This is a genomic window from Allobosea sp. Tri-44 (genome assembly GCF_004123845.1).
In the GTDB taxonomy this organism is placed as follows: Bacteria; Pseudomonadota; Alphaproteobacteria; order Rhizobiales; family Beijerinckiaceae; genus Allobosea.
In genome coordinates, this window is record NZ_NBDP01000030.1 from 524,317 (window position 1) to 545,976 (window position 21,660).

Sequence of the window (21,660 nt, forward strand, 5' to 3'; positions counted from 1 at the left end):
ACATATGAACTTTCAAGAGCACCCGTGACCAACCCTCGCCAGACCCAGCGCCTTTCCGCCGACGAGGCCGGTATCGCCGCCGCCGCGGAGCTGCTGCGCGCCGGCAGGCTTGTCGCGCTGCCGACCGAGACGGTCTACGGGCTCGCCGCCGATGCCAGCGACGATCGGGCCGTCGCCTCGATCTATGCCGCGAAGGAGCGCCCGAGCTTCAACCCTTTGATCTCGCATCTGCCGGATGTCGACGCCGCAAGGCGCCAGGGCCTCTTCGACGCCCCAGCGCTGGCGCTGGCGAAGGCGTTCTGGCCGGGACCGCTCACCTTGGTCGTGCCCGCCTCCAGCGCCTGCACGATCTGCAGCCTAGCGCGGGCCGGTCTCGACAGCGTCGCGCTCCGGGTGCCGTCGCATCCGGTGGCGCGCGCTGTGCTCCAGGCCGCAGGCCGGCCGATCGCCGCGCCCTCGGCCAACCGCTCCGGGCGGGTCAGCCCGACGCAGGCCGAGCACGTGCTCGCCGATCTCGACGGCCGCATCGATGCTGTACTCGATGCCGGACCGACAGTGGTTGGAGTCGAATCCAGCATCGTCGCCTGCCTTGGCGGCGCGCCGCGCCTGTTGCGACCCGGCGGCGTGCCGCGCGCGGCGCTGGAAGCGGCGATCGGGCAAGCCCTCGTCATCGTCGCGGAAGGCGGTGCGGCGCCGCTCGCGCCCGGCCTGCTCGCCTCGCACTACGCCCCCCGGGCCGCCGTCAGGCTCGATGCGGAAGCGCCGCTCGCCGACGAGGCTTGGCTCGGCTTCGGCGCGGAGCCGAACAGCGGGCCACTGCCCGCGCTCGCCTTCAACCTCAGCCCGACAGGCGACCTGACCGAGGCAGCGGCCAACCTCTTTGCTGCGATGCGCCGGCTCGACGACCAGCGCCCAGCGACGATCGCGGTCGCCTCGATCCCGATGCATGGCCTCGGCGAAGCGATCAACGACCGGCTGAAGCGCGCCGCCGCCCCACGCTGACAGCCGGCGGCATCGCCTGCTCCCGCTTGCAATTCCGCAAGATCCGGCAATGCTGCGCGCGGACTTGCCGGAGAATGCGCGTTGTCGACGTCGAAGCTCGCCTGGGATGATTTCCGCCTGATCAAGGCGATCGCCGACGCCGGCGGCTTGACTGGGGCGGCCGCCGCGCTCGGCGTCAACCATTCGACTGTGTTCCGCCGGCTCGGGCAGGTCGAGGAGCAGGTCGGCCACGCCCTCTTCGAACGGCGCAAGACCGGCTATGTCGCGACCTCCGCCGGCGAGGAAATGACGACGCTCGCCTCGCGCATCGACGATGACGTCACCGCCTTCGGGCGTCGGCTCGCAGGACGCGACCTCGCACCCTCCGGCGAATTGCGGGTCACCACCACCGATACGCTCTATCTGCATACGCTGCTGCCGATCTTCGCGGCGTTCCGGGCAGCGCATCCGCTGATCCGGCTCGATGTCGTCATGGCGAGCCAGACGCTCAACCTGTCGCGCCGCGACGCCGACGTCGCCATCCGCGCCAGCGATTCGCCGGGCGAGACCTTGGTCGGCCGGCGCCTCGCCAATCTGAACTGGGCCGTCTACGCCCGCGCCGACGCGCCGGCGACGGCAGAAGAAGCGGCCGATCCGAAGCTGTTCTTCCGGCGCGACTGGGTCGCGCTCGGTGACCCTCTCGGTTACGTCAAGGCGGCCCGCTATGTCCGCGACCATGTCCCGGCCGAGCGGATCGCACTGCGCTCCTCGGCCGTGCTTGGGCTGACGGAAGCGGTTGAGCAGGGAGTCGGCATCGGCCCCCTACCCTGCTTCATCGCCGACCAGCGGCCAGGGCTGGTGCGGTTGCTGCCGCCAGATCCTGATTTCGCGACAGGCCTCTGGATTCTAACCCATCCCGACATCCGGCACGCGCCGCGCGTGCGCGCCTTCATGGATTTCGTCGGCGGCGAGCTGGCGAAGCGAAAAGCGCTGCTTGAGGGAGCGGGTTGAAGCGTGGCGACGCTCCCCATGTCATAACAGCAATATCACGCACCTTCCTGGACAACATGATGTTCAAGAATGCCCCACAGCCTAGCGTTGCATATGGCAGTTGAGGAATAGTGAGTTAGCAAGCTATCCTTCCCGGCGAATGATGCCCGGGGGGATAGCGAGTGACCACGATTGAGGATTTCCGCACGAATCTTGTCTCTTACGCGGAGCGCGTGCAACGCGTTCGCGAGCACATCAAGAATGAAGAAGCCACCAAAGTTGCTCTGATACTGCCGTTTATCGCACTGCTAGGCTATGACGACAGAGACCCTACGGAAGTTTCGGCAGAGCATGCCGCCGACTTCTCGGACAAATACAAAAATAGAGTCGATTATGCTATTTTGAAAGAAATGAATCCCATTATCGCTATTGAATGCAAATCTGTTGGAAACGGAAAGAAAGACGACAGAGGACAGCTGAAGAGTTATTTTAACGCGTCAAAAAGCGTAAAACTTGGAATACTAACTGACGGGATTGTCTATGATTTTTTTGTAGACTCTGAAGAACCGAATATGATGGACGATGATCCGTTTCTAATTATTGATTTCGAGAAAATATCCAAAGCGCAAGTCTCTGACACGGCTATCGAGGGACTTTATGCTCTAACAAAATCTAAATTTGATCCTGACACGATAGCAGAGAATGCACGACGAAGCCTAACGCATCGCGCATTTTTCGACTATCTGTCGAAACAGTTCACAGAACCCTCTATAGACTTCACCCGTTTCCTCCTCAAAGAAAACGATATAAAGCACATAAGGTCTCACGCGCTCGAAGGTTACCGATCCATCACAAAGGCCGCCTTCAATGATGTTTTTACATCAAATGTTCTCAAAAAACTTGATATATCCCCCTCACTTCCCAAGCAACCCGCCCGGATAGAGAACACACCCGCATCGACTCCGATTGAATTACCAGCTCCGCCCCCCACTACAGGCATTGTAACTTCCGAGGCGGAAATTGCGGCATTCGAAAGTATCAGACGGCACCTCGCCTTTCTTTCAGCCGGGAACTCGCTGACATTCGATGCAATATCAGACGTCAAATTCCGAGACTACCAAGGAAAGATGGTTGTTTTTTACCGGCAAGAGCGAAAGGGTCGATTGATCGACATCATCGAAGCTCGGGATGGGACAATAAAGTTTATCATCGTAGATGGAGACGACTTCACGCCTGTCTCCGATCTAGTCCAATCTGGCGAACGGCTGCGCGCTCTCTTTGAGAAGCGCATCGGTGAATTTGCCTAGCCGATCTCGACCACGACCCGGCCGCGGACCTTGCCGTCGAGCAAAGCGCGGCCAGTCTCGACGACATCCTCGAGCGGGATCGTCGTCGTCATCGCCGCGAGCTTGTCGCGGTCGAGATCGCGGGCGAGGCGCTGCCACGCCTCGAGCCGGCGCGGCTTCGGGCACATCACCGAATCGATGCCGAGCAGCGCAACGCAACGCAGGATGAAGGGCGCGACCGAGGCCGGCAGGTCCATGCCCTGCGCCAGGCCGCAGGCGGCGACGGCGCCGCCATATTTCGTCATCGACAGGACATTGGCGAGCGTATGCGAGCCGACGGCATCGACGCCGGCGATCCAGCGTTCCTTGCCAAGCGGGCGGCCGGGAGCGGAGAGTTCGTTCCGATCGATGATCTCGGCCGCACCGAGGCCTTTCAGATAATCCGCCTCCTCCGGCCGGCCGGTCGAGGCGATGACGTGCCAGCCCGCCTTGGCGAGTAGCGCGGTCGCGACCGAGCCAACGCCGCCGGCCGCTCCGGTGACGACGACCGGGCCGTCGGCTGGCTTCACGCCATAACGCTCCAGCGCGAGCAGGCTCAGCATGGCGGTATAGCCGGCGGTGCCGATCGCCATCGCTTCGGCCGGCGTCATCCCATCCGGCAGCGGCACCAGCCAATCGCCCTTGACTCGGCTCTTCTGGGCATAGGCGCCCAGATGCGTCTCGCCGGTGCCCCAGCCATTGAGGATGACGAGGTCGCCGGGCTTGAAGTCCGGATGATCGGAGGTCTCGACCCTGCCGGCAAAATCAATGCCGGGGATCATCGGCCAGCGCCGCACCACCGGCGCGCGGCCGGTGATGGCGAGGCCGTCCTTGTAGTTCAACGTCGAATGGGTGACGCGGACGGTGACGTCGCCTTCCATCAGGTCCGCTTCGGCGAACTCGCCGAAAGCGATGCTGGTGCCGGCTTCGCCCTTGCTGGCGATGAGGGCCTTGAAGGTCGACATGAATTCACTCCCGGGAAGCCATGGAACAGGCCCCTAGGAGTGGCGCGCCCGGCCGCCGCCCGCAAGCGGCAAGCCGGTGCGGGTTTGGTCAGGCCGGCTGCGGCACGGCGCGCGCCACCGGTTTCTCGACGATCGGCAGATTGATCAGCGCCGAGGCGACGCCGAGCGCGACCGAGAGCCACCAGACGATCGTATAGGAGCCGAACTGCTCATACAGGATGCCGCCGAGCAGCACGCCCAGGAAGCCGCCCACTTGATGCGAGAAGAAGGCGAAGCCGTAGAGCATCGCCATGTACTTGGTCCCGAACATCAGCATCACCAGCGCCGAGGTCGGCGGCACGGTCGAGAGCCAGAACACGCCGATGACGATGCCGAAGGCGATCGCGGTCATCGGGCTTGGCGGCAGCAAGATAAAGGCGGCAATGGCGACCGCCCGGCCGAGATAGATCCAGGCGAGCAGATGGCGCTTGGGCATGCGCGACGTCAGCCAGCCCGAGCCGAGCGAGCCGACCGCATTGGCGAGGCCGATCGCAGCCAACGTCCAGCCGCCGACCCAGGCCGGCATTCCGGTGTCCTTGAGATAGGCCGGCATGTGCACGGTGATGAAGGCGAGCTGGAAGCCGCAGGTGAAGAACCCCAGCACAAGCAGGACATAGGAGCGGTGCTTGAAGGCTTCGGCCAATGCCTGCGCAATGCTCTGGTTCGGCGCGGCGACCGCACCGAGCGCAGCCGCAGGCTGCTTTGAACCCCGCATCGCCAGCATCACCGAGAGCGGCAGCACTGGCAGCAGCGTGAAGGCGAAGACGATCAGCGCCTGCTGCCAGCCCAGCGTCTCGATCAGGATGTTGCCGATCGGCGGGAAGAGGAACTGGCCGAAGGAGCCGGCGGCAGTGCCGGCGCCGAAGGCGAGCGGGCGCCATTGCTCGGGCAGCAGCTTGCCGAAGGCGGCGAGGATCAGATTGAAGGAACAGGCCGAGAGGCCGAAGCCGATCAAGACGCCAGCGCCGAGATGAAGCTGCAGCGGTGTTCCGGCATAGGCCATCGTCACCAGGCCGGCCGCATAGAGCAGTGCGCCGACGCAGAGCACCCGCACCATGCCGAAGCGATCGGCGATCGCGCCGGCGAACGGTGCGCCCAGGCCCCAGAGCAGGTTCTGGATCGCGAGCGCGAGGCTGAACGTGTCGCGGCCCCAGCCGAACTCGGATGTCATCGGGATCTGGAACAGGCCGGCGCTGGCGCGCGGGCCGAAGCTGATCAGCGCGATCAGACAGCCGGCGGCGACGATGATCTCCGGCGCGTAGCCGCGCTTGGCGGTGGCGGACATGACAGGCTCCGGAGCGGGAATCGTGTGTCTGCACGATATGCCCCGCGACCGGGACATGCCAACGCGATTTCGTTACGTGGCGCATCACAGGATTGCATGATCGCCACGCACCAAATTCATCGGATTTCGTCGGCAAACAACGTGTTTTTCTGCTAGGATCGCCTTGCAAATGTGGAGGCTAGCTATGCGTGCCGTCATGCAGTTGCTATCGGCCTATTCCTCCTGGCTGTCCCGGATGCTCCTGGTGTCGCCGGAGTTCATCACCAAAGATCGACGGGGCAACATGCCGCCGCCATCCGGCGGCATCGGCGCCTATTGACGATCGCTGCCCGCTTTTGACGGCGGGCAGCAAGAGCAGCTGGGCTATTTCCCCCAGCGCAGGGCCAAGGGATCGAGTTCGCGCGCGAGCTCGAGCAGGCCTTCGCGCGTCTTCGGGTGCAGCGGCGTCAGCGGGTGGCGGACGGCATCCGACTTGATCACGCCGCCTGCCTTCATCACCGCCTTGGCCGAGCGCAGGCCGCATTGCCGGTTCTCGTAATTGATGATCGGCAGGACGCGGGCATAGAGCGCCGCCGCCTCTCTGCGATCGCCGGCGGCATGAGCCGCCAGGACCGGCTTGATCAAATCGGGGATCATCGCCGAGGTCATCGTACCGGTGGCGCCAGCGTCGAGATCGGCCATCAGGGTGATCGCCTCCTCGCCGTCGAAGGGACCGATAATGGCGTCGCCGCCCGCCTCGATCAGGGAGCGCAGCTTGCCCGCCGTGCCCGGCACCTCGATCTTGAAGTAGCGGACGAGCGGCACCTCCTTGTTGAGCCTGATCATGAAGGGCACGGTCATGGTCACGCCCGAGAGCGGCGCGTCCTGCAGGATGATTGGGATGCCGCAGGCATCGGCGACGATCTTGAAGTGCTCGATCATGCCCTGCTCGTCGGCCTTGAGCAGCGCGCCGTGATAGGGCGGCATCATCATCAGCATCCTGGCGCCGGCGTCAGCCGCGGCCTTGGCGCGATGCGCCGCGATGCGCGTCGAGAAATGCGAGGTGGTGACGCAGACCGGCACCCGGCCCGCGACCTGCTCGATCGAGAGCCGCATGACCTCGTCGCGCTCGGCGTCAGTCAGGAGGAACTGCTCAGAGAAATTGGCGAGGATGCAAATGCCGTCGACGCCCTGATCGACCATCAGGTCCATGACCCGGCGATTGCCGTCATGGTCGACATCGCCGTTCTCGTGGAAGATCGTCGGCGCGATCGGGATGATGCCCTTGTAGGGTTCGGTCATGGCAAGGCCTCGGTTGTTCGTGGCTGGAAGAGAGTGGGAGCTACTGCGCCTGCGGATCGCCGGCCTCGGCGAGCTCGCGCTGGTAGATGGCGAGGTCCTCGGGCGAGAAGCAGCAGAGAGTGATCGCGTCGAAAGCGGCCCCGTTCTTCAGGGTGGCAGCGACCGTCGCCACCGCGATCTTCGCCGCGGGCGCGACCGGATAGCCGTAGACGCCGGTGCTGATGCTCGGAAAGGCGATGGTGCGGATGCCCGCCCCGGCTGCGACCGCCAGCGAGCGGCGATAGCAGGATGCCAGCAACTCCGCCTCGCTTTGACCGCCGCCCTGCCAGACCGGCCCGACCGTGTGGATGACGAAGCGCGCCGGCAGGCGGTAGCCCTGGGTCAGCTTGGCGTCGCCGGTCTGGCAGCCACCCACCTTGCGGCATTCCTGCAGGAGTTCGGGCCCCGCGGCGCGATGGATCGCGCCGTCGACGGCGCCTCCGCCCAGGAGCGAGTTGTTGGCTGCATTGACGATGGCGTCGACTGTCAGCGTCGTGATGTCGGCCTGGATGGCGCGCAATCTCGATTCCGTCATCGGCGTTCCGCCCTCGGCTCGGTTCTGGACGGTTCACCATAGCGTCGGCAGTCACTATCCGGCAGTGCGTCTGACTCAGGCCTTGGCTGCGCGCGCGGTCACCAGCTTGCGGATGCCGCGCCGGGTCGAGCCGATCAGCGGAAAGAGCAGCAGCGCGAGGCCGATCGCCATCAGGCTCGCAACCAGCGCGTTCGACCAGAAGATCGAGAGCGAGCCCTGGCTGAAGATCATCGACTGGCGGAAGGCGTCCTCCGCCTTGTCGCCGATGACCATCGCCAGCACGAGCGGCGCGATCGGGTAATCGAGCTTCTTGAAGAGATAGCCGACGATGCCGAAGGCGAGCGCCAGCCAGATGTCGAACTGCTTGTTGCCGACGGTATAGGCGCCGATGAAGCAGACCACGACGATCACCGGACCGATGATCGAGAACGGAATGCGCAGGATCGAGGCGAAGAGCGGCACCGTCGCGAGCACGACGATGACGGCGACGACATTGCCGAGATACATCGAGGCGATCAGGCCCCAGACGAAATCGGGCCGCTCGACGAAGAGCATCGGGCCGGGGTTGAGGCCCCAGATCATCAGCCCGCCCATCATCACCGCAGCGGTCGCCGAACCCGGAATGCCGAGCGCCAGCATCGGCAGCATGGCGGCGGAGCCGGCGGCATGGTCGGCGGTCTCGGGCGAGATCACGCCCTCGGGCTCGCCCTTGCCGAACTTCTCCGGATTGCGCGAGGAACGCTTGGCCATGGCGTAGCTCATGAAGGAAGCGGCCGTCGGCCCGCCCGGCGTGATGCCCATCCAGATGCCGATGATGCTGGAGCGCAGCAGCGCGAACCAGTAGCGCGGCAGCTTCAGCGCGGTGGCGAGCACGTCGCGCGGACGCACCTTGGCCTTCACCCCGTCGAAGCGTAAGCCCTCCTCCATCGTCTGCAGCAGTTCGCCGAGGCCGAACAGGCCGATCACCGCGATCAGGAAGCTGACGCCCGCAAGCAGCACGTCGAACTCATAGGTCAGGCGGACATTGCCCGAGACCGAATCCATGCCGATCGAGGCGAAGGCAAAGCCCATCGCCATCGAGACGATGGTCTTCAGGGGCGAGGCGCCGCCGAGGCCGACAAAGCTGGCGAAAGTCATGAAATACACCGCGAAATACTCTGGCGAGGAGAACTTCAGCGCAAAGCGCGCGACCCAGCCCGAGAGCAGCGTGATCAGGATGACGCCGGCCATGGCGCCGATGCCGGCCGAGAGGAAGGCGAAGGAAAGCGCCTCCGTCGCCCTGCCCTGCTTGGCCATCGGATGGCCGTCGAAGGTGGTGGCGACCGAGGACGGCTCGCCCGGGATGTTGAACAGGATCGAGGTAGTCGAGCCGCCGAACAGCGCCCCCCAATAGAGCGAGGTCAAAAGGATGATCGCCGAGACCGGGTCCATGCTGAAGGTCAGCGGCAGCATCAGCGAGACGCCGTTCGGCGCCCCAAGGCCCGGCAGCACGCCGACCAGGATACCGAGCAGCACGCCAGCGAACATCAGCGCGACATGATGAGCAGTCAGCGCGACCTCGAAGCCGTGGAGGAGCGAAGCGAAGTTTTCCATGGAGGGCTCCGGCTCGCTGGTTCAGAGGCCGAGCATCGCTTCGACCGGCCCTTTGAGCAGGCCGACCTGGGCGAATTTCTCGAGGCCGAGATAGAAGAAGGCAGCAGTGCCGATCGCCGTCGCGACCGAGGGCAGCCAGCCATAGCGGCCCTGGAAGCGCATCGCGAAAACGAGGTAGAGCAGCATCGCGACATACATGCCGAGCGTCACGCTGAGCACGACGAAGGCAAGCATCGGCACGAAGAAGGAGAGGACGCGCTTGCCCTGCTCCTTGTCGAGGATGATTCCGGCGAGCGCCGCCGAGCCCCCCATCCGTCGGCCTATCGTGGTCGCGATCGTGCCGAGGCTGGCGAGTGCGATCAGCAAACCGCAATAGAACGGGAAGGCGCCGGGCTGCGGGCCGGAGGAATCCCAGCCAAGGCCGAATTCGCGGGCGCCATTGACGATCACGAGCCCGAAGGCGAGCGTCGCCAGCGCTGTCGCGATCTCGGCCTGGAAGCGGCTGATCATCGGCGCTCTCCTGAATGCTGACGGTGTTCCGAACGATCATCCCGGGCCGAGCAGCGCTCGCCCGGGATGATCCGATTTCGACCTGTTCGGGTCAGTTCACGACCCAGCCTTCGTTCTTGAAGACCTTGGCGTTGGCGGCCTCGTCCTTGGCGACGAACTCGGTGAGCTCCTTGCCCTTCATGAAGCGGGCGGTCTGCGCGGTGCGGGCAATGAACTCAGCCCATTCCGGCGTCTTGCTTACCTTCTCCATGACGTCGGCATAGTAGGCGACGGCGTCAGCCGGAACCTCGGCCGGCAGCCAGACGGTGCGCGGCATCTGGAAGGCTTCGAGCGGCAGGCCCGCTTCCTTGCAAGTCGGGATGTCGCCCCAGCCCTTGCCGTCATGGATCGGGTCGCTCTTGGCGAGGCGCACCGGCGAGAAGACGCAGAGCGGCTTCACCTGGCCGGCCTTCCACTGGCCGATGTTCTCGTTCGGGTTGTTGGTGTTGGAATCGACATGCCCGCCGGCGAGCTGGGTCGCAGCCGCGCCACCACCCTGGAAGGGCACGTAGATCCATTTGGCGCCGGTCGCCTCCTGGATCATCGCGGTCAGCGTCTGGTCGGTATCCTTGGACTGGCTGCCGGCCATCTTGAAGCTGCCGGGCTTGGCCTTGGCCGCCTCGACATAGGCCTTGGCGTCGTTGAAGGGCGCGTCGCCCTTGACCCAGATCAGGAACTCGTCGAGCGCCAGCGCCGAGACCGGCGTCAGGTCGGAGAGCTTGTAGCCGAGCTTGGCGACATAGGGCAGCAGATAAGCGTTGTTGGTGCCGAAGACGACCTTGTGGGCATCGCCCTTGGCGCCCTTGCCGTAGATGTAGCCCTCGGCGCCGCTGCCGCCGCCCTTGTTGAGCACCACGACCGGCTGCTCGATGAGCTTGTGCTTGGCGATGATCGACTGGACGATGCGGGCGAAATTGTCGGTGCCGCCGCCGGGCCCCGAGGTCACGACGAACTCGACCGACTTGGTCGGCTGCCAGGCTGCGGCCGGAACCACCGCGGCAATGACGGAGGCAAGGGCAGCGCCCGCTGCAATGCAGAAACGTTTCATGCTGTTTCTCCCTGGATGATTGTTTGGAAACGGGGCGCGGCTCTTCACGGCCGCTCTGCCGGGATTTTGGTTCAGGCGGCCTTGCGCGCCGCCTTGCCCTCGCTCGCCATCCTGATCGCGAGCGACAGCGCCGCGCGGGTGGCGCCAAGATTGGCGATGCCCTTGCCGGCAATCTCGTAGGCCGTGCCATGGGCCGGCGTGCAGATCGGGAACGGGAAGCCACCGATCAGCGTGACGCCGCGGTCGAAGCCCATCAGCTTCATCGCGATCTGGCCCTGGTCATGGTACATGGTCAGCACCGCGTCGAAATCGCCATTCCTGGCACGCAGGAACACCGTATCCGACGGGAACGGCCCCTCGACCACGTAGCCCTTGGCCTTCGCCGCCTTCACCGCCGGCTCGATCACGTCGATCTCGTCGCGGCCGAAATTGCCGCCGTCGCCGGCATGAGGATTGATGCCGGCCACAGCGATGCGCGGCGGGTTGAAGCCGGCGGCGCGCAGGTTCCGGTCAGCCAAGTCGAGCGCACGCAGGATGCGCTCCTGGGTGATGTTTTGAGCGACCTCCGAGAGCGGGATATGCGAGGTGACGCGGGCGTTCCAGAGCTTGTCCAGCACGTTGAATTCGCTGGCCGGCCCCTCGAATGCAATCGCGTCCCGCACGAAGCGAATCTCGTCGTCATAGCCGGGATAGGCGAAGCGCATCGCCGCCTTGTTGAAGGGGGTGAAGAACACTGCATCGGCCCTGCCGGATGCAGCAAGACGCAGCGCGCGGCGGAAATTGTCGGTCGCGGCCTTGCCACCGGCGAGTGTTGCCTTGCCGCGCTGGAGGTCGGCCGGATCGTGGTTCTTCAGGTCGACGAAGACCGCCTTTCCGGCATCGACCGGCAGGGCATCGCCCTCGCCCACAACATGCAGATCGGGCTTCAGGCCGGCATCGTCGGCGCCGAGCTGGAACAGGCGATAGTCGCCGAAGACGACATAACGAGCAGCTTTGCTGAGATCGGGCTCGGCCAGGATGCGGGCGGTGAGCTCGGGGCTGATGCCGGAGGGGTCGCCCAGGGCGACCGCGATCACCGGCAAGGAAGCCTGCGCCTTGATGTCCATCTCGTCCTCCCGACGCCAGCCGCAGCCGGTTGCTTGCCGCTGGCCTATCATGGGGGGCGTCGCGAAAGCAAGTATGCTGTATGCAGCATAACCTAACTGCACTACCCTGCTGCGAGCCTGGTGGCGGCCTCACCTGTCCACAGGCGGGGCCGCCACCAGCCGGGAAGGCCACGTCGCAGCCGGACCGCTCGCGTTGACAGCGCGGAAGCACCATGCCGTACAGATACAAAGGAGAGCCGCGATGACGAACGAGGCCGGCATGTCGAGCGAGGCGCAGGACGTCTATCCGCGCATCACGCGCCGCACCCTGCACGAGGAGGTGCTCGAGCGGCTGCGCGACATGATCATCGAGGGCAGGCTGGCGCCCGGACAGCGCATCAACGAAGGCGCCGTCGGCGCGCAGCTCGGCGTCTCGCGCACACCGCTGCGCGAGGCGATCAAGACCCTGGCGAGCGAGGGCCTCGTCGAGATCCAGCCGGCGAAGGGCGCCGTCGTCCGCAAGTTCTCGGCGCATGACCTGCTGCAGATCCTCGAAGTGCTGAAGACGCTGGAGCAGCTCGGCGGGCGGATGACCTGCGCGCAAGCGAGCGACGAGGCCATCGCCGCGATCAAGGCGATGCATGACGAGATGATGGAGCTCTACCGGGTCCGCAACCGGCTCGATTATTTCAAGCTCAACCAGGCGATCCACAGCGCCATCGTCACCGCTTCAGGCAATAACGTGCTGGTCGAGATGCACGGCACGCTGCAGGCCAGGATCAAGCGCCTGCGCTTCATCGGCAATGAAGGCCCGGAGAAATGGGCCGGCGCCGTGGCCGAGCACGAGGAGATGATCGAGGCCCTGCTGAAGCGCGACGGCGACGCGCTCGCCGTGATCATCGGCAAGCACATGGATTCGACGCTGGTGCGCGTGCGCGACGTGCTCTGAGCCTGACGCCACTTCCCATTTCTGGATGCCCGGCTTCCACGGCAGGCGCCCCGACGCGCGCTTGCCGTAGAAACACGCCAGAATTCGGCCGCCAAACCTACTGGACACCACGCCTAATGGTTGAGTACTGTACGCTGAAGCAATCAAAGATATTATAATTTTACCAAATATTGCCTTCAGGCAACCTGGTTTCCGAAGACTTCGATGTCGAGGGACGCGCTCATGTCCTGGCTGCACAGCCTGTTTGCTCAGTCGCCCGAGATCGCCCTGTTCCTGTCGTTGGCGGGGGGCTACTGGATCGGCAAGTTCCAGTTCGGCAAATTTCAGCTCGGCGGGGTCGCCGGTTCGCTCCTGGTCGCGGTGATCATCAGCCAGGTCGGCGTCTCGATCGACAACGGCATCAAATCCGTCCTTTTCGCCCTGTTCATCTATGCGGTCGGCTTCGAGAGCGGCCCGCAATTCTTCCGCTCGCTCGGGCGCCAGTCGCTGCGCGAGATTGCGATGGCGACCGTGCTGGCGGTGAGCGGGCTCCTCACCGTCATCGTGCTGGCGCGCGCCTTCGGTCTCGACAAGGGTCTCGCGGCCGGCATCGCCGCCGGCGGCCTGACGCAGTCGGCGATCATCGGCACCGCCAGCGCCGCGATCGGCAAGCTCGGCCTCGCCGCCGACGAGACCCAGCGGCTGCAAGCCAATGTCGCGATCGGCTATGCCGTCACCTACATCTTCGGCTCGTTCGGCGCGATCATCGTCTGCGTCAACATCCTGCCCTGGTTCATGCGGCGGAGCATTCGCGACGACGCGATCAAGGCCGAGGCGGAGATGCTGGCCGGAGCACGCAGCTACGGTGTCGGCGAGCATGCGGCAGCGCCCGACCTCGTCGGCCGCATCTATCGCATCGAGACCGCAGCCGGGCGCAGCGTCGCCGAGATCGAGGGCGCCAGCGCCCAGCCGATCAGCATCGAGCGCATCAAGCGCGGCGGCTCGCTGATCGGCGCGGAACCGTCGCTAAAGCTCCAGGCCGGCGACATCGTCCTGCTGGTCGGGCGTCGCTCCGGTGTGGTCGGCCTGTCGCAGCAACTCGGGCCGGAACTCGAATCCTCGGAAGGCATGGATGTGGTCGTCGTCACGCGTGACGTCGCGATCACCGCGCCGGCCTTCGTCAAGCGCACCGTCGCCGAGATTCGGACCTCGACGGCCGCGGATCTGCGCCACGGCGTCTATGTGGTCGCGGTCAAGCGGGCCGGCACTCCGTTGCCGCTCGAGGGCGAGACTGTCATCGAGCCGGGCGATGTCGCCACGCTCTACGGCACGGCCGATGACGTGCAGCGCGTCGCGCGGCAGGTCGGCAGCGTCATCATCCCGAGCGACAAGACCGATTTCGTCTTCCACGGCTTCGGTCTCGTCGTCGGCCTGCTGATCGGGCTCCTGGTGGTCCGGTTCGGCGATATTCCGCTGACTCTGGGCAGCGGCGGCGGCGCGCTCCTCTCCGGCCTCGCTTTCGGCTGGTATCGCAGCCGCAATATGGCGCTCGGAAACATGCCGAGCGCGGCCTCGACGCTGCTGCGCGATCTCGGTCTTGCCGGCTTCGTCGCGGTGGTCGGCCTGCAATCCGGGCTGCAGGCCGTCAGCACGATCGCCGACAAGGGCCTGTCGATCTTCCTGATCGGTGTCGTGGTGACCCTGCTGCCGCTGCTGATCACCATGCTCTTCGGCCGCTATGTCCTGCGCTACGACAACACCGCGATCTTCGCCGGCGCCCTGTCGGGCTCGCGCAGCGCCAACCCGGCCTTCGGCGAGATCCTCGATAAGGCCGGAAACTCGATCCCGACCACGCCCTTCGCCATCACCTACGCCCTGGCCAACGTCTTCCTGACCCTGCTCGGGCCGCTCGTCGTCGCCTTTGCCTGAACCGATCGGAGTTTGCCATGACCACCGATTATTCGAAATACGCCAAGCTGAGCCCGTTCGAGCTGAAGGACGAGCTGATCAAGCTGGCATCGGGCAAGGCGAACCGCACGATGCTCAATGCCGGCCGCGGCAATCCCAACTTCCTGGCCACCCTGCCCCGCCGTGCCTTCTTCCGGCTCGGCCTGTTCGCCGTGGCCGAGGCCGAGCTATCCTATTCCTATATGGAGAACGGCGTCGGCGGCCTGCCCAAGATCGAGGGCATCGAGGGCCGGTTCGAGCGCTTCACGGCCGAGCACCGCGACCAGCCGGGCGTCGTCTTCCTCGGCCGGGCGCTGAGCTATGTCCGCGACCAGCTCGGCTTGCCCCCTTCCGACTTCCTGCACGAGATGGTCGAGGGCATCCTCGGCAGCAATTATCCCGTGCCGCCGCGCATGCTCAAAATCAGCGAGGAGATCGTCAAGCAGTACATCGTCAAGGAGATGATCGGCGGCTTCCTGCCGGCCGGCAGCATCGATCTCTTCGCCACCGAGGGCGGCACGGCGGCGATGGCCTATATCTTCAACACGATGAAGCAGAACGGCCTGCTCAAGCGTGGCGACAAGGTCGCGATCGGCCTGCCGGTGTTCACGCCCTATATCGAGATCCCCGAGCTCGACGAATACGGGCTCGTCGAGGTCGCGATCAACGCCGATCCGGCACAGGGCTGGCAGTTCCCGGACGAGGAGCTGGACAAGCTCAAGGACCCGGCGATCAAGATCTTCTTCTGCGTCAACCCGAGCAATCCGCCCTCGGTCAAGATGGACGACCGCAGCCTCGACCGCGTCGCGGCGATCGTGCGCGATCATCGGCCGGACCTGTTCATCCTGACCGACGACGTCTACGGCACCTTCGCCGACGGGTTCCGCTCGCTGTTCGCGACCTGTCCGCAGAACACCATGCTGGTCTACTCGTTCTCGAAGTATTTCGGCGCGACTGGCTGGCGCCTCGGCGTGATCGCCACGCACAAGCAGAACGTCTTCGACGTCGCTCTCGGCGCCCTCCCCAAGGAGGCGAAGAAGGGTCTCGACCGCCGCTATGGCTCGCTCCTGCCGGATGTACGCTCGCTGCGCTTCATCGACCGCATCGTCGCCGACAGCCGGGCGGTGGCGCTCAACCACACCGCCGGCCTGTCGACCCCGCAGCAGGTCCAGATGGTGCTGTTCTCGCTGTTCGCGCTGATGGACGAAAGCGACAGCTACAAGGCCGAGCTGAAGAAGCTGATCCGCCGGCGCGAGGCCGCGCTTTATCGCGAGCTCGGCATCGAGCAGGACAGCGATCCGAACGCCGTCGACTACTACACCCTGCTCGACCTTGAGGAGATCTCACGCAAACTCTATGGCGACGACTTCGCCAAATGGGTCACGAAGCGCTCGGCCGCCGGCGATTTCCTGTTCCGGATCGCCGACGAGACCGGGATCGTGTTGCTGCCTGGACGTGGCTTCGGCACGAAGCAAGCGGCGGGCCGCGCCTCGCTCGCCAATCTCAACGAGTATGAATACGCCAATATCGGCCGGGCGCTACGTGCCATGGCGGACCAGTTCTACGCCGAATACCAGAAGAAGGGCCGGGGGTAAGCGCCCATGGCGCCGCGAATCTCCGCCGCCTGACCATGGAGAACGCCGATGATCCAAAGGATCACCGGCGGCGCGCTCGCCGCGTCGGCCATCATCGCCTTGGCAGGAAGCCTGCCCGCGGGCCCGGCGGCGGCCTGCAACCGGATGGATGGCTGTATCCATGATACCCAGCTCGAGAATTACGGGATGATGCATGATGGCCGCATGGATGCGGCAATGCGCAACGGTGCGGCCAGCGTCGAAGCATTCCGATCGCTCGGCACAACGGTCCGCCAGGAGAAGCAGTCCCGGCCGGTTGCACAGCGCCGGGACGGCCGACGCTTCTGACCGACAAGCCGAGCCAGAAAACCAGCCGCTGCGCTCAGTGCCCGCTGAAGACGAGGGTCTTGATCGGCAACACAAGCGCCTGGATGCGCAGCAGCATGGCGTGCACCAGCCCGACGGCGTCCACCGCATGGAGGGCGATGCGGCGAAGCGTGCCGGTGTCCTTGGCCGCGATCACGTCATGGTTGTTGCTGTAGGCGTTGGCGATGCAGCTTGAGCCAGGCGTCACGCCGTCGAGCCCGTTCGGATAGAGCGGCTCGAGATAGGCGAGGATCGTTCCCGGCCGCACGACCTGCTGGGCGTCGATCAACTGCTCGCCGCTGCGGATCTGGCCTGCCGCGATGAAGTCCTGCACGCCGGTCACGACCATCGGGATGACCGTCCAGGGCTTCGAAATGCAGGTGACCTCGGCGACCATCCCGACCTTGATGACCTGCGCCTCGATCTGGCCGAAGCCGGCCTGAAGCCGCCCGCGGCCGGCCTCCTCCGGGATGATCGCTCCGGCCGGGCGCATGAACGGGTTGACGATGTCGCCAGGCCGCAGCGTGAACTGCTCGACATGTCCGTTGAATCCGGCCCGCACGACCGTCTTGCTCAGCTCGACTTCGGCCTGCGCCAACGCAGCCTCGGCACTGGCCCGCTCGGCCGGGAGCAAGGTCGAGATTTTCGTCTGGGCAGCCGCCTGCGACGCCGTCGTTGAGGCAACGGCGGCCTCGCGCCCTGCCACGATGTTCTCGAGCCGCTCGATCTCGCGGGTCGCGACGATGTCGTCATTGCGCCGCTTCAGTTCGCGCTTGGTCTGGAGCTCGTCGAGCGCCTGCTGCAGCGCGCTTTTCGCCTCCTGGATCTTGCCGTCATAGGTGAGGATGTCGGCCTTCGCGACCACGAGCGCCGCGTCGACCTCGGCGAGCTTGCGCCGCGCCGTCTCGACCGCCGCCTGCTGGCTGGTGCTGTCGAGCGTGAAGATCGGCGCGCCCTGCGCCACCTTGCCGCTGACGCCGACATGGACCTGCGCCACCCGGCCGTTGATCTCCGGCACGATCGGAACGCTCCGGAAGAACACCGTGGCGCTGGTCGTCGAGGGATGGTTGTAGAAGATCACCGTGATCAGCCCGACCGTCAGCATGACGCAGGTGACGATGCCCCAACGCAGTTCGAACCAGGCCGAGTAGAGCGTGATCTCCTTGCCCAGCCGCTTGCCCTGACCATAGCGACGGTAGAGGTAATCCGGGACGATGGTGAAGAGCGCGCAGACGAGAAGTTCGAGCATCGCCCCCTCCCCTCAATGCTGGCCGGCTGGCGCGGAGGCCGCGATCGGCGCGGACGCCGGTTCGCCCTCCAGCGGGGCGATTCCATGCTCCACGTCGGAAGCGGCCTCGCCGCCGCGGCCCGGCGCGATACCGGCGATTTTCTCGAGCGCGCCTGCCATGCGGCTGAACATGCCGGAGAAGTCGGGAACGTCGATCAGAGCGAGCAGCAGGCCGATCACCCAGAACAGATGCACATGCGTGAACAAAGCGAGCAGCCCGAGCACGGCGACGATCTCGAATTGCAGCTTGTGGGATTTATGCGCGATGCGCTCCGGCAAGGTATGCAGGCGCAGGAAGAGCAGGCCGATGCCCAGCACGGCGCCGATCAGGATGACCGCCGCGGCCACCATCAGATAATCCGTGCCGCCCGGATCGGTGATGAATGCCGGCAGGTGATGCGGCGCCACCGGGTGAGCCTGGTCAGCCATATCATCCCCCCGGATCGATCGACGACGTAGAGGCAGGTGACTGGCAATTCGAGCCAGAGTCAACTCGCTTCGCCCAGACCGACGCCAGGCGCCTTGACAGGCAGCCAGCCCTCGCTTCCGCTATCGGCAAGAAGCCGGCGAGGAAACGCCATCCATGCTCACGTTGCGCCAGATCGAGGTGATCCGGGCGATCATGATCACCGGCACGATCGCCGGCGCGGCCAAGCTGCTCAACGTCTCGGCGCCCGGCATCAGCCGCTTGATGAAGCACACCGAGCGGACGCTCCGCCTCAAGCTGTTCGACCGCCGGCACGGGCGCTATGTGCCGACGCCGGAAGCCAAGGACATCTTCGAGCAGATCAACGGCGTCTACCGCAAGGTCGACGACCTGCACTCGATGCTGGCCCGGATCGAGCGCGGCGGCGATGTCGAGTTCAAACTCGGCTCGGTGCCGAGCATCTGCCATGTCATGGTGCCGCGCGCGATCGAGCGCCTCAGGCGCAAGCATCCCGACCTGCGCATCGATATCAACATCCTGAAGATCGAGGAGGCGCTGGATTATCTCCTGCTCGGCAAGGGCGAGATCGTGGCGATGAGCTACAAGCTCGATCATCCAGGGCTGGACTTCATGCCCTTGGCGATGGGTGAGCTGCTCTGCATCGTCCCGCAGAACCACGCACTCGCCGGCCGCACCAGCATCTCGGCCCGAGAGATCGTCACGCATCAGTTGATCGGCATCGACCCGAACGATCCCTATGGCCGAATCATGAGCGAGATCTTCGAGCGCCAGAAGCTCCGCTACGACATGGCGATCAAGGCACGTTTCGGGACAACGGTCTGCACGCTGGTCCGGGCCGGCCTTGGCATCGCCATCATCGACCAGTTCACCGTGGCGCACGGCTCGATGCAGGGGATCGTCACCATCCCGATCGAGGAGCCGACCCATTTCCAGACCTATGTCGCGATGAAGAACGACAAGGCTCTCTCGCTCTACGCCGAAACCTTCGTCCGCCTGCTGCGCGAGGAAATGACTGCCGTCGTTTCAACAAGGGTTGTGGCAGAAAGATAACATCAGGTTAGGCTGTAGCGACGAATTGGTTATCGCGTTACGGCTGCAAATCGGTTTAGCTTCAGGCTAATGCGCAAGCCTGCCGAGACGGACGCCAACTAAAAGTAAGAGGCGGATTCACCGATCATGCTGATTCAGCCTGACCGGATCCGGCTCCAGAGGGAGTGGAATGTCGACCATCGTCACCGCCAAGAAGAGCAAACGCGTCCTGCTCGGGCTGCTCGGCTCGCCGATCGCGCATTCGGCAACGCCAGCGGCGCAGGAAGCGGCGGCGCGTGCCGCCGGCATCGAGGCGCACTACCATCTGATCGAGGTCGCCGGCGCAGGGCGCGACGATCTCGTCGCCATGCTCGACGGCATCCGCCGGCTCGGCTTCTCCGGCATCAACGTGACCTACCCTTACAAGGAAGCGGTCCTGCCGCTGCTCGACGGGCTGTCCGACCAGGCCGCCGCGATGGGCGCGGTCAACACCATCGTCGTCGACGGCGGAAAACTGACCGGCCACAACACCGACGCCACCGGCTTCGCCACCGCCTATCGACGGCTCGGCCGCCAGGATGGCGACAAGCCGGTCGCGATCATCGGCGCGGGCGGCGTCGGCAAGGCCATCGCCTTCGCGCTCGCCGGCAGCGGCGTCAGTCGCCTCAGGCTCTACGACACCGATCGCAGCAAGGCAGAAGCACTCGCGGCCGCCCTGGGCACACGCGTTGAGACCGTGATCTCCGACAGCGCCGAGGCTGCGGCCGAGGGAGCCGCGGGCATCGTCAACGGCACGCCGATCGGCATGCTGCCGGACCGTGGCATCCCGATCGCGGCGGACGCGATCCTTGCGTCGCAATGGGTCGGGGACGCGGTCTATCACCCGCTCTTTACTCCGCTGCTGAAAGCGGCGCAAAAGGCCGGCGCCACCGTGATGACCGGGCGCGAGCTCGCAGTCCATCAGGGCGTCGACGCCTTCCGGTTGTTCACCGGGCTGGAGGTTTCGGAGGCAGTCATCGGCGCGGCATTCGACGCCGTGATCGCGGCGCGCGAAGGCGCCCAAGTAGCCGCCTGAGCACGACGACCCGGATATCACCGGGCGGGGATCAAGAAACGACAAGACGAGTGGAGGGAACGAAAATGAAAAAGCACTGGATCATCGCCGCCGCGCTCGGCATGGCTGTCAGCCTGCCGGCGCTGGCGCAGGACAAGGTCAAGCTGGTCGACGTCGTCGAGCTCTCGGGCGCAGGCGCGACCGCCGGCACCAACTGGAAGAACGGCATCGACCTCGCCGTCGCCGACATCAACGCCAAGGGCGGCATCCTCGGCAAGCAGATCGAGATCGTCCATTACGACACCCAGACCAATCCGGGTAACACCCGCGCCGCCGTGCAGCGCGCCATCGACGAGGGCACCTATGCCGTGCTCGGCCCGGTCTTCTCCGGCCCGATCGGCGCCTCCATGCAGATCGCCCAGCGCGCTGAAATCGCTCAGATCGTCGGCGGCGAGGCGGCTGGCCTGACCAAGCAGGGCAACGAATACCTGTTCCGCACCTCGCTCAGCCAGAGCGCGGCGATGCCCAAGATCGCCAAATACCTGAAGGAGACGGTCAAGGCCGGCTCGGTCGCGGTCGTCTGGGTCAACAACGACTTCGGCAAGGGCGGGCGCGACGCGATCATCCCCGAGCTCGAGAAGGCCGGCATCAAGCTCGCGGTCGACGTCTCGACCGAGCAGGGCCAGGCCGACTTCGCCGCCGACGCGATCAAGGTCAAGAATTCGAACGCCGACGCAATCTTCGTTTATCTGAACGAGGAGGAGAGCGCCCGCTTCCTGCGCGCCGCCAAGCAGCAGGGCATCACCAAGCCGATGGTCGGCGAGACGACGCTACTCGGATCGAAGGTGATCGAGCTTGCGGGCGATGCGGCCAATGGCGTCAAGGGCCATGTCGGCCTCTCGATCGACGCGCCGATCCCGGCCTTCCAGGAGTTCGGCAAGAAGTTCCAGGCCAAGTACAACTACGCCTCCGACCATAACGGCCTGAAGGGCTACATGGCCGTCCACATGATCAAGTGGGCGACCGAGAAGCAGAAGAAATTCGACAAGAAGGGCGTCGCCGACACGCTGCGCGGCGCGACGATCAAGACCTCGGAAGAGCCGGGCATCCTGATCGAGACCACCGTCGAGAAGAACGGCGACCTCGACCGCGAGAGCTTCCTCGCCGAGGTCAAGGACGGCAAGCAGGTGATCACGGCGACGCTGCCGAAGATCAACCCGTAACAGGCGCGTCATTCTCGGGCGGCGCGACGCGCCGACCCGAGAATCTCGATATCCAGAGATGGTCGGGTCAGCCCCGACCATGACGCTC

General features: G+C 65.1%; 21 protein-coding genes. 11 read left to right on the plus strand and 10 right to left on the minus strand.

Going from position 1 to position 21,660, the window contains the following annotated elements; translation table 11 throughout:
• The first annotated feature begins 24 nt into the window (after nucleotides 1-24).
• From B6S44_RS18920 to B6S44_RS18930, 3 genes are all read left to right on the plus strand, one after another.
• Nucleotides 25-1,002 (plus strand): L-threonylcarbamoyladenylate synthase, encoded by a 978-nt coding sequence (locus B6S44_RS18920; protein WP_129158419.1) that lies wholly within the window; start codon nucleotides 25-27, stop codon nucleotides 1,000-1,002.
• Nucleotides 1,003-1,083: 81 nt separating this feature from the next.
• Entirely contained in the window at nucleotides 1,084-1,992 is a 909-nt protein-coding gene (locus B6S44_RS18925; RefSeq protein ID WP_129158420.1) for a LysR family transcriptional regulator, read from the plus strand.
• Nucleotides 1,993-2,153: 161 nt separating this feature from the next.
• Nucleotides 2,154-3,278: a type I restriction enzyme HsdR N-terminal domain-containing protein gene (locus B6S44_RS18930; protein WP_129158421.1), complete on the plus strand. Its 1,125-nt coding sequence runs from the start codon at nucleotides 2,154-2,156 to the stop codon at nucleotides 3,276-3,278.
• On the opposite strand, the gene acuI is transcribed toward B6S44_RS18930, so the two are convergent.
• The gene (acuI, locus tag B6S44_RS18935) at nucleotides 3,275-4,261 is read right to left on the minus strand and encodes an acrylyl-CoA reductase (NADPH) (protein WP_129158422.1); all 987 of its coding nucleotides are present in this window, start codon (nucleotides 4,259-4,261) and stop codon (nucleotides 3,275-3,277) included. The genes B6S44_RS18930 and acuI overlap by 4 nt on opposite strands.
• An 88-nt stretch (nucleotides 4,262-4,349) precedes the next feature.
• Complete coding sequence (locus B6S44_RS18940) at nucleotides 4,350-5,585, minus strand: MFS transporter (protein WP_129158423.1); 1,236 nt, start codon at nucleotides 5,583-5,585, stop codon at nucleotides 4,350-4,352.
• Nucleotides 5,586-5,769: 184 nt separating this feature from the next.
• Here B6S44_RS18940 and B6S44_RS30080 point away from each other — a divergent pair, with 184 nt between their 5' ends.
• Nucleotides 5,770-5,904 (plus strand): hypothetical protein, encoded by a 135-nt coding sequence (locus B6S44_RS30080; RefSeq protein WP_282568187.1) that lies wholly within the window; start codon nucleotides 5,770-5,772, stop codon nucleotides 5,902-5,904.
• 44 nt (nucleotides 5,905-5,948) lie between these two features.
• On the opposite strand, the gene B6S44_RS18945 is transcribed toward B6S44_RS30080, so the two are convergent.
• The 6 genes from B6S44_RS18945 to B6S44_RS18970 all read right to left on the minus strand — a co-directional run bounded on the left by B6S44_RS18945 (nucleotide 5,949) and on the right by B6S44_RS18970 (nucleotide 11,736).
• A complete protein-coding gene (locus tag B6S44_RS18945) occupies nucleotides 5,949-6,866 on the minus strand; it encodes a dihydrodipicolinate synthase family protein (RefSeq protein WP_129158424.1) in 918 nt (305 codons plus the stop codon).
• A 40-nt stretch (nucleotides 6,867-6,906) separates the two neighbouring features.
• Nucleotides 6,907-7,440 carry an O-acetyl-ADP-ribose deacetylase gene (locus tag B6S44_RS18950; RefSeq protein WP_129158425.1) on the minus strand — a complete coding sequence of 178 codons (534 nt, stop codon included), beginning with the start codon at nucleotides 7,438-7,440 and terminating at the stop codon, nucleotides 6,907-6,909.
• Nucleotides 7,441-7,515: 75 nt separating this feature from the next.
• Nucleotides 7,516-9,033 (minus strand): tripartite tricarboxylate transporter permease, encoded by a 1,518-nt coding sequence (locus B6S44_RS18955; RefSeq protein ID WP_129158426.1) that lies wholly within the window; start codon nucleotides 9,031-9,033, stop codon nucleotides 7,516-7,518.
• A gap of 21 nt (nucleotides 9,034-9,054) precedes the next feature.
• Nucleotides 9,055-9,543, minus strand: coding sequence for a tripartite tricarboxylate transporter TctB family protein (locus B6S44_RS18960; RefSeq protein WP_129158427.1), 489 nt, complete (start codon nucleotides 9,541-9,543; stop codon nucleotides 9,055-9,057).
• Between the two features lie 91 nt (nucleotides 9,544-9,634).
• Nucleotides 9,635-10,630: a Bug family tripartite tricarboxylate transporter substrate binding protein gene (locus B6S44_RS18965; RefSeq protein WP_129158428.1), complete on the minus strand. Its 996-nt coding sequence runs from the start codon at nucleotides 10,628-10,630 to the stop codon at nucleotides 9,635-9,637.
• A gap of 71 nt (nucleotides 10,631-10,701) precedes the next feature.
• Nucleotides 10,702-11,736, minus strand: a complete 1,035-nt coding sequence (locus tag B6S44_RS18970; RefSeq protein WP_129158429.1) for a 4-hydroxythreonine-4-phosphate dehydrogenase PdxA — start codon at nucleotides 11,734-11,736, stop codon at nucleotides 10,702-10,704.
• A gap of 241 nt (nucleotides 11,737-11,977) precedes the next feature.
• Between B6S44_RS18970 and B6S44_RS18975 the strand changes: the two genes are divergently transcribed.
• The 4 genes from B6S44_RS18975 (at nucleotide 11,978) to B6S44_RS18990 (ending at nucleotide 16,512) form a co-directional block, all read left to right on the plus strand.
• Nucleotides 11,978-12,664 (plus strand): GntR family transcriptional regulator, encoded by a 687-nt coding sequence (locus B6S44_RS18975; protein ID WP_129158430.1) that lies wholly within the window; start codon nucleotides 11,978-11,980, stop codon nucleotides 12,662-12,664.
• Nucleotides 12,665-12,886: 222 nt separating this feature from the next.
• On the plus strand, nucleotides 12,887-14,572 hold the full coding sequence (aspT, locus tag B6S44_RS18980) for an aspartate-alanine antiporter (RefSeq protein ID WP_129158431.1): 1,686 nt from the start codon (nucleotides 12,887-12,889) through the stop codon (nucleotides 14,570-14,572).
• 17 nt (nucleotides 14,573-14,589) lie between these two features.
• Nucleotides 14,590-16,185, plus strand: coding sequence for a bifunctional aspartate transaminase/aspartate 4-decarboxylase (locus B6S44_RS18985; RefSeq protein ID WP_129158432.1), 1,596 nt, complete (start codon nucleotides 14,590-14,592; stop codon nucleotides 16,183-16,185).
• A 48-nt stretch (nucleotides 16,186-16,233) separates the two neighbouring features.
• Nucleotides 16,234-16,512 carry a hypothetical protein gene (locus B6S44_RS18990; protein ID WP_129158433.1) on the plus strand — a complete coding sequence of 93 codons (279 nt, stop codon included), beginning with the start codon at nucleotides 16,234-16,236 and terminating at the stop codon, nucleotides 16,510-16,512.
• Nucleotides 16,513-16,546: 34 nt separating this feature from the next.
• Here B6S44_RS18990 and B6S44_RS18995 read toward each other — a convergent pair whose 3' ends face one another.
• The gene (locus B6S44_RS18995; protein ID WP_129158434.1) at nucleotides 16,547-17,779 is read right to left on the minus strand and encodes an HlyD family secretion protein; all 1,233 of its coding nucleotides are present in this window, start codon (nucleotides 17,777-17,779) and stop codon (nucleotides 16,547-16,549) included.
• Between the two features lie 12 nt (nucleotides 17,780-17,791).
• A complete protein-coding gene (locus B6S44_RS19000) occupies nucleotides 17,792-18,247 on the minus strand; it encodes a hypothetical protein (RefSeq protein ID WP_129158435.1) in 456 nt (151 codons plus the stop codon).
• A 154-nt stretch (nucleotides 18,248-18,401) separates the two neighbouring features.
• On the opposite strand from B6S44_RS19000, the gene B6S44_RS19005 reads away from it, so the two are divergent.
• The 3 genes from B6S44_RS19005 to B6S44_RS19015 all read left to right on the plus strand — a co-directional run bounded on the left by B6S44_RS19005 (nucleotide 18,402) and on the right by B6S44_RS19015 (nucleotide 21,572).
• Complete coding sequence (locus B6S44_RS19005; protein ID WP_129158436.1) at nucleotides 18,402-19,316, plus strand: LysR family transcriptional regulator; 915 nt, start codon at nucleotides 18,402-18,404, stop codon at nucleotides 19,314-19,316.
• Between the two features lie 169 nt (nucleotides 19,317-19,485).
• Nucleotides 19,486-20,370: a shikimate dehydrogenase gene (locus B6S44_RS19010; RefSeq protein ID WP_129158437.1), complete on the plus strand. Its 885-nt coding sequence runs from the start codon at nucleotides 19,486-19,488 to the stop codon at nucleotides 20,368-20,370.
• A 65-nt stretch (nucleotides 20,371-20,435) separates the two neighbouring features.
• Nucleotides 20,436-21,572: an ABC transporter substrate-binding protein gene (locus tag B6S44_RS19015; RefSeq protein WP_129158438.1), complete on the plus strand. Its 1,137-nt coding sequence runs from the start codon at nucleotides 20,436-20,438 to the stop codon at nucleotides 21,570-21,572.
• Nucleotides 21,573-21,660 lie beyond the last annotated feature (88 nt).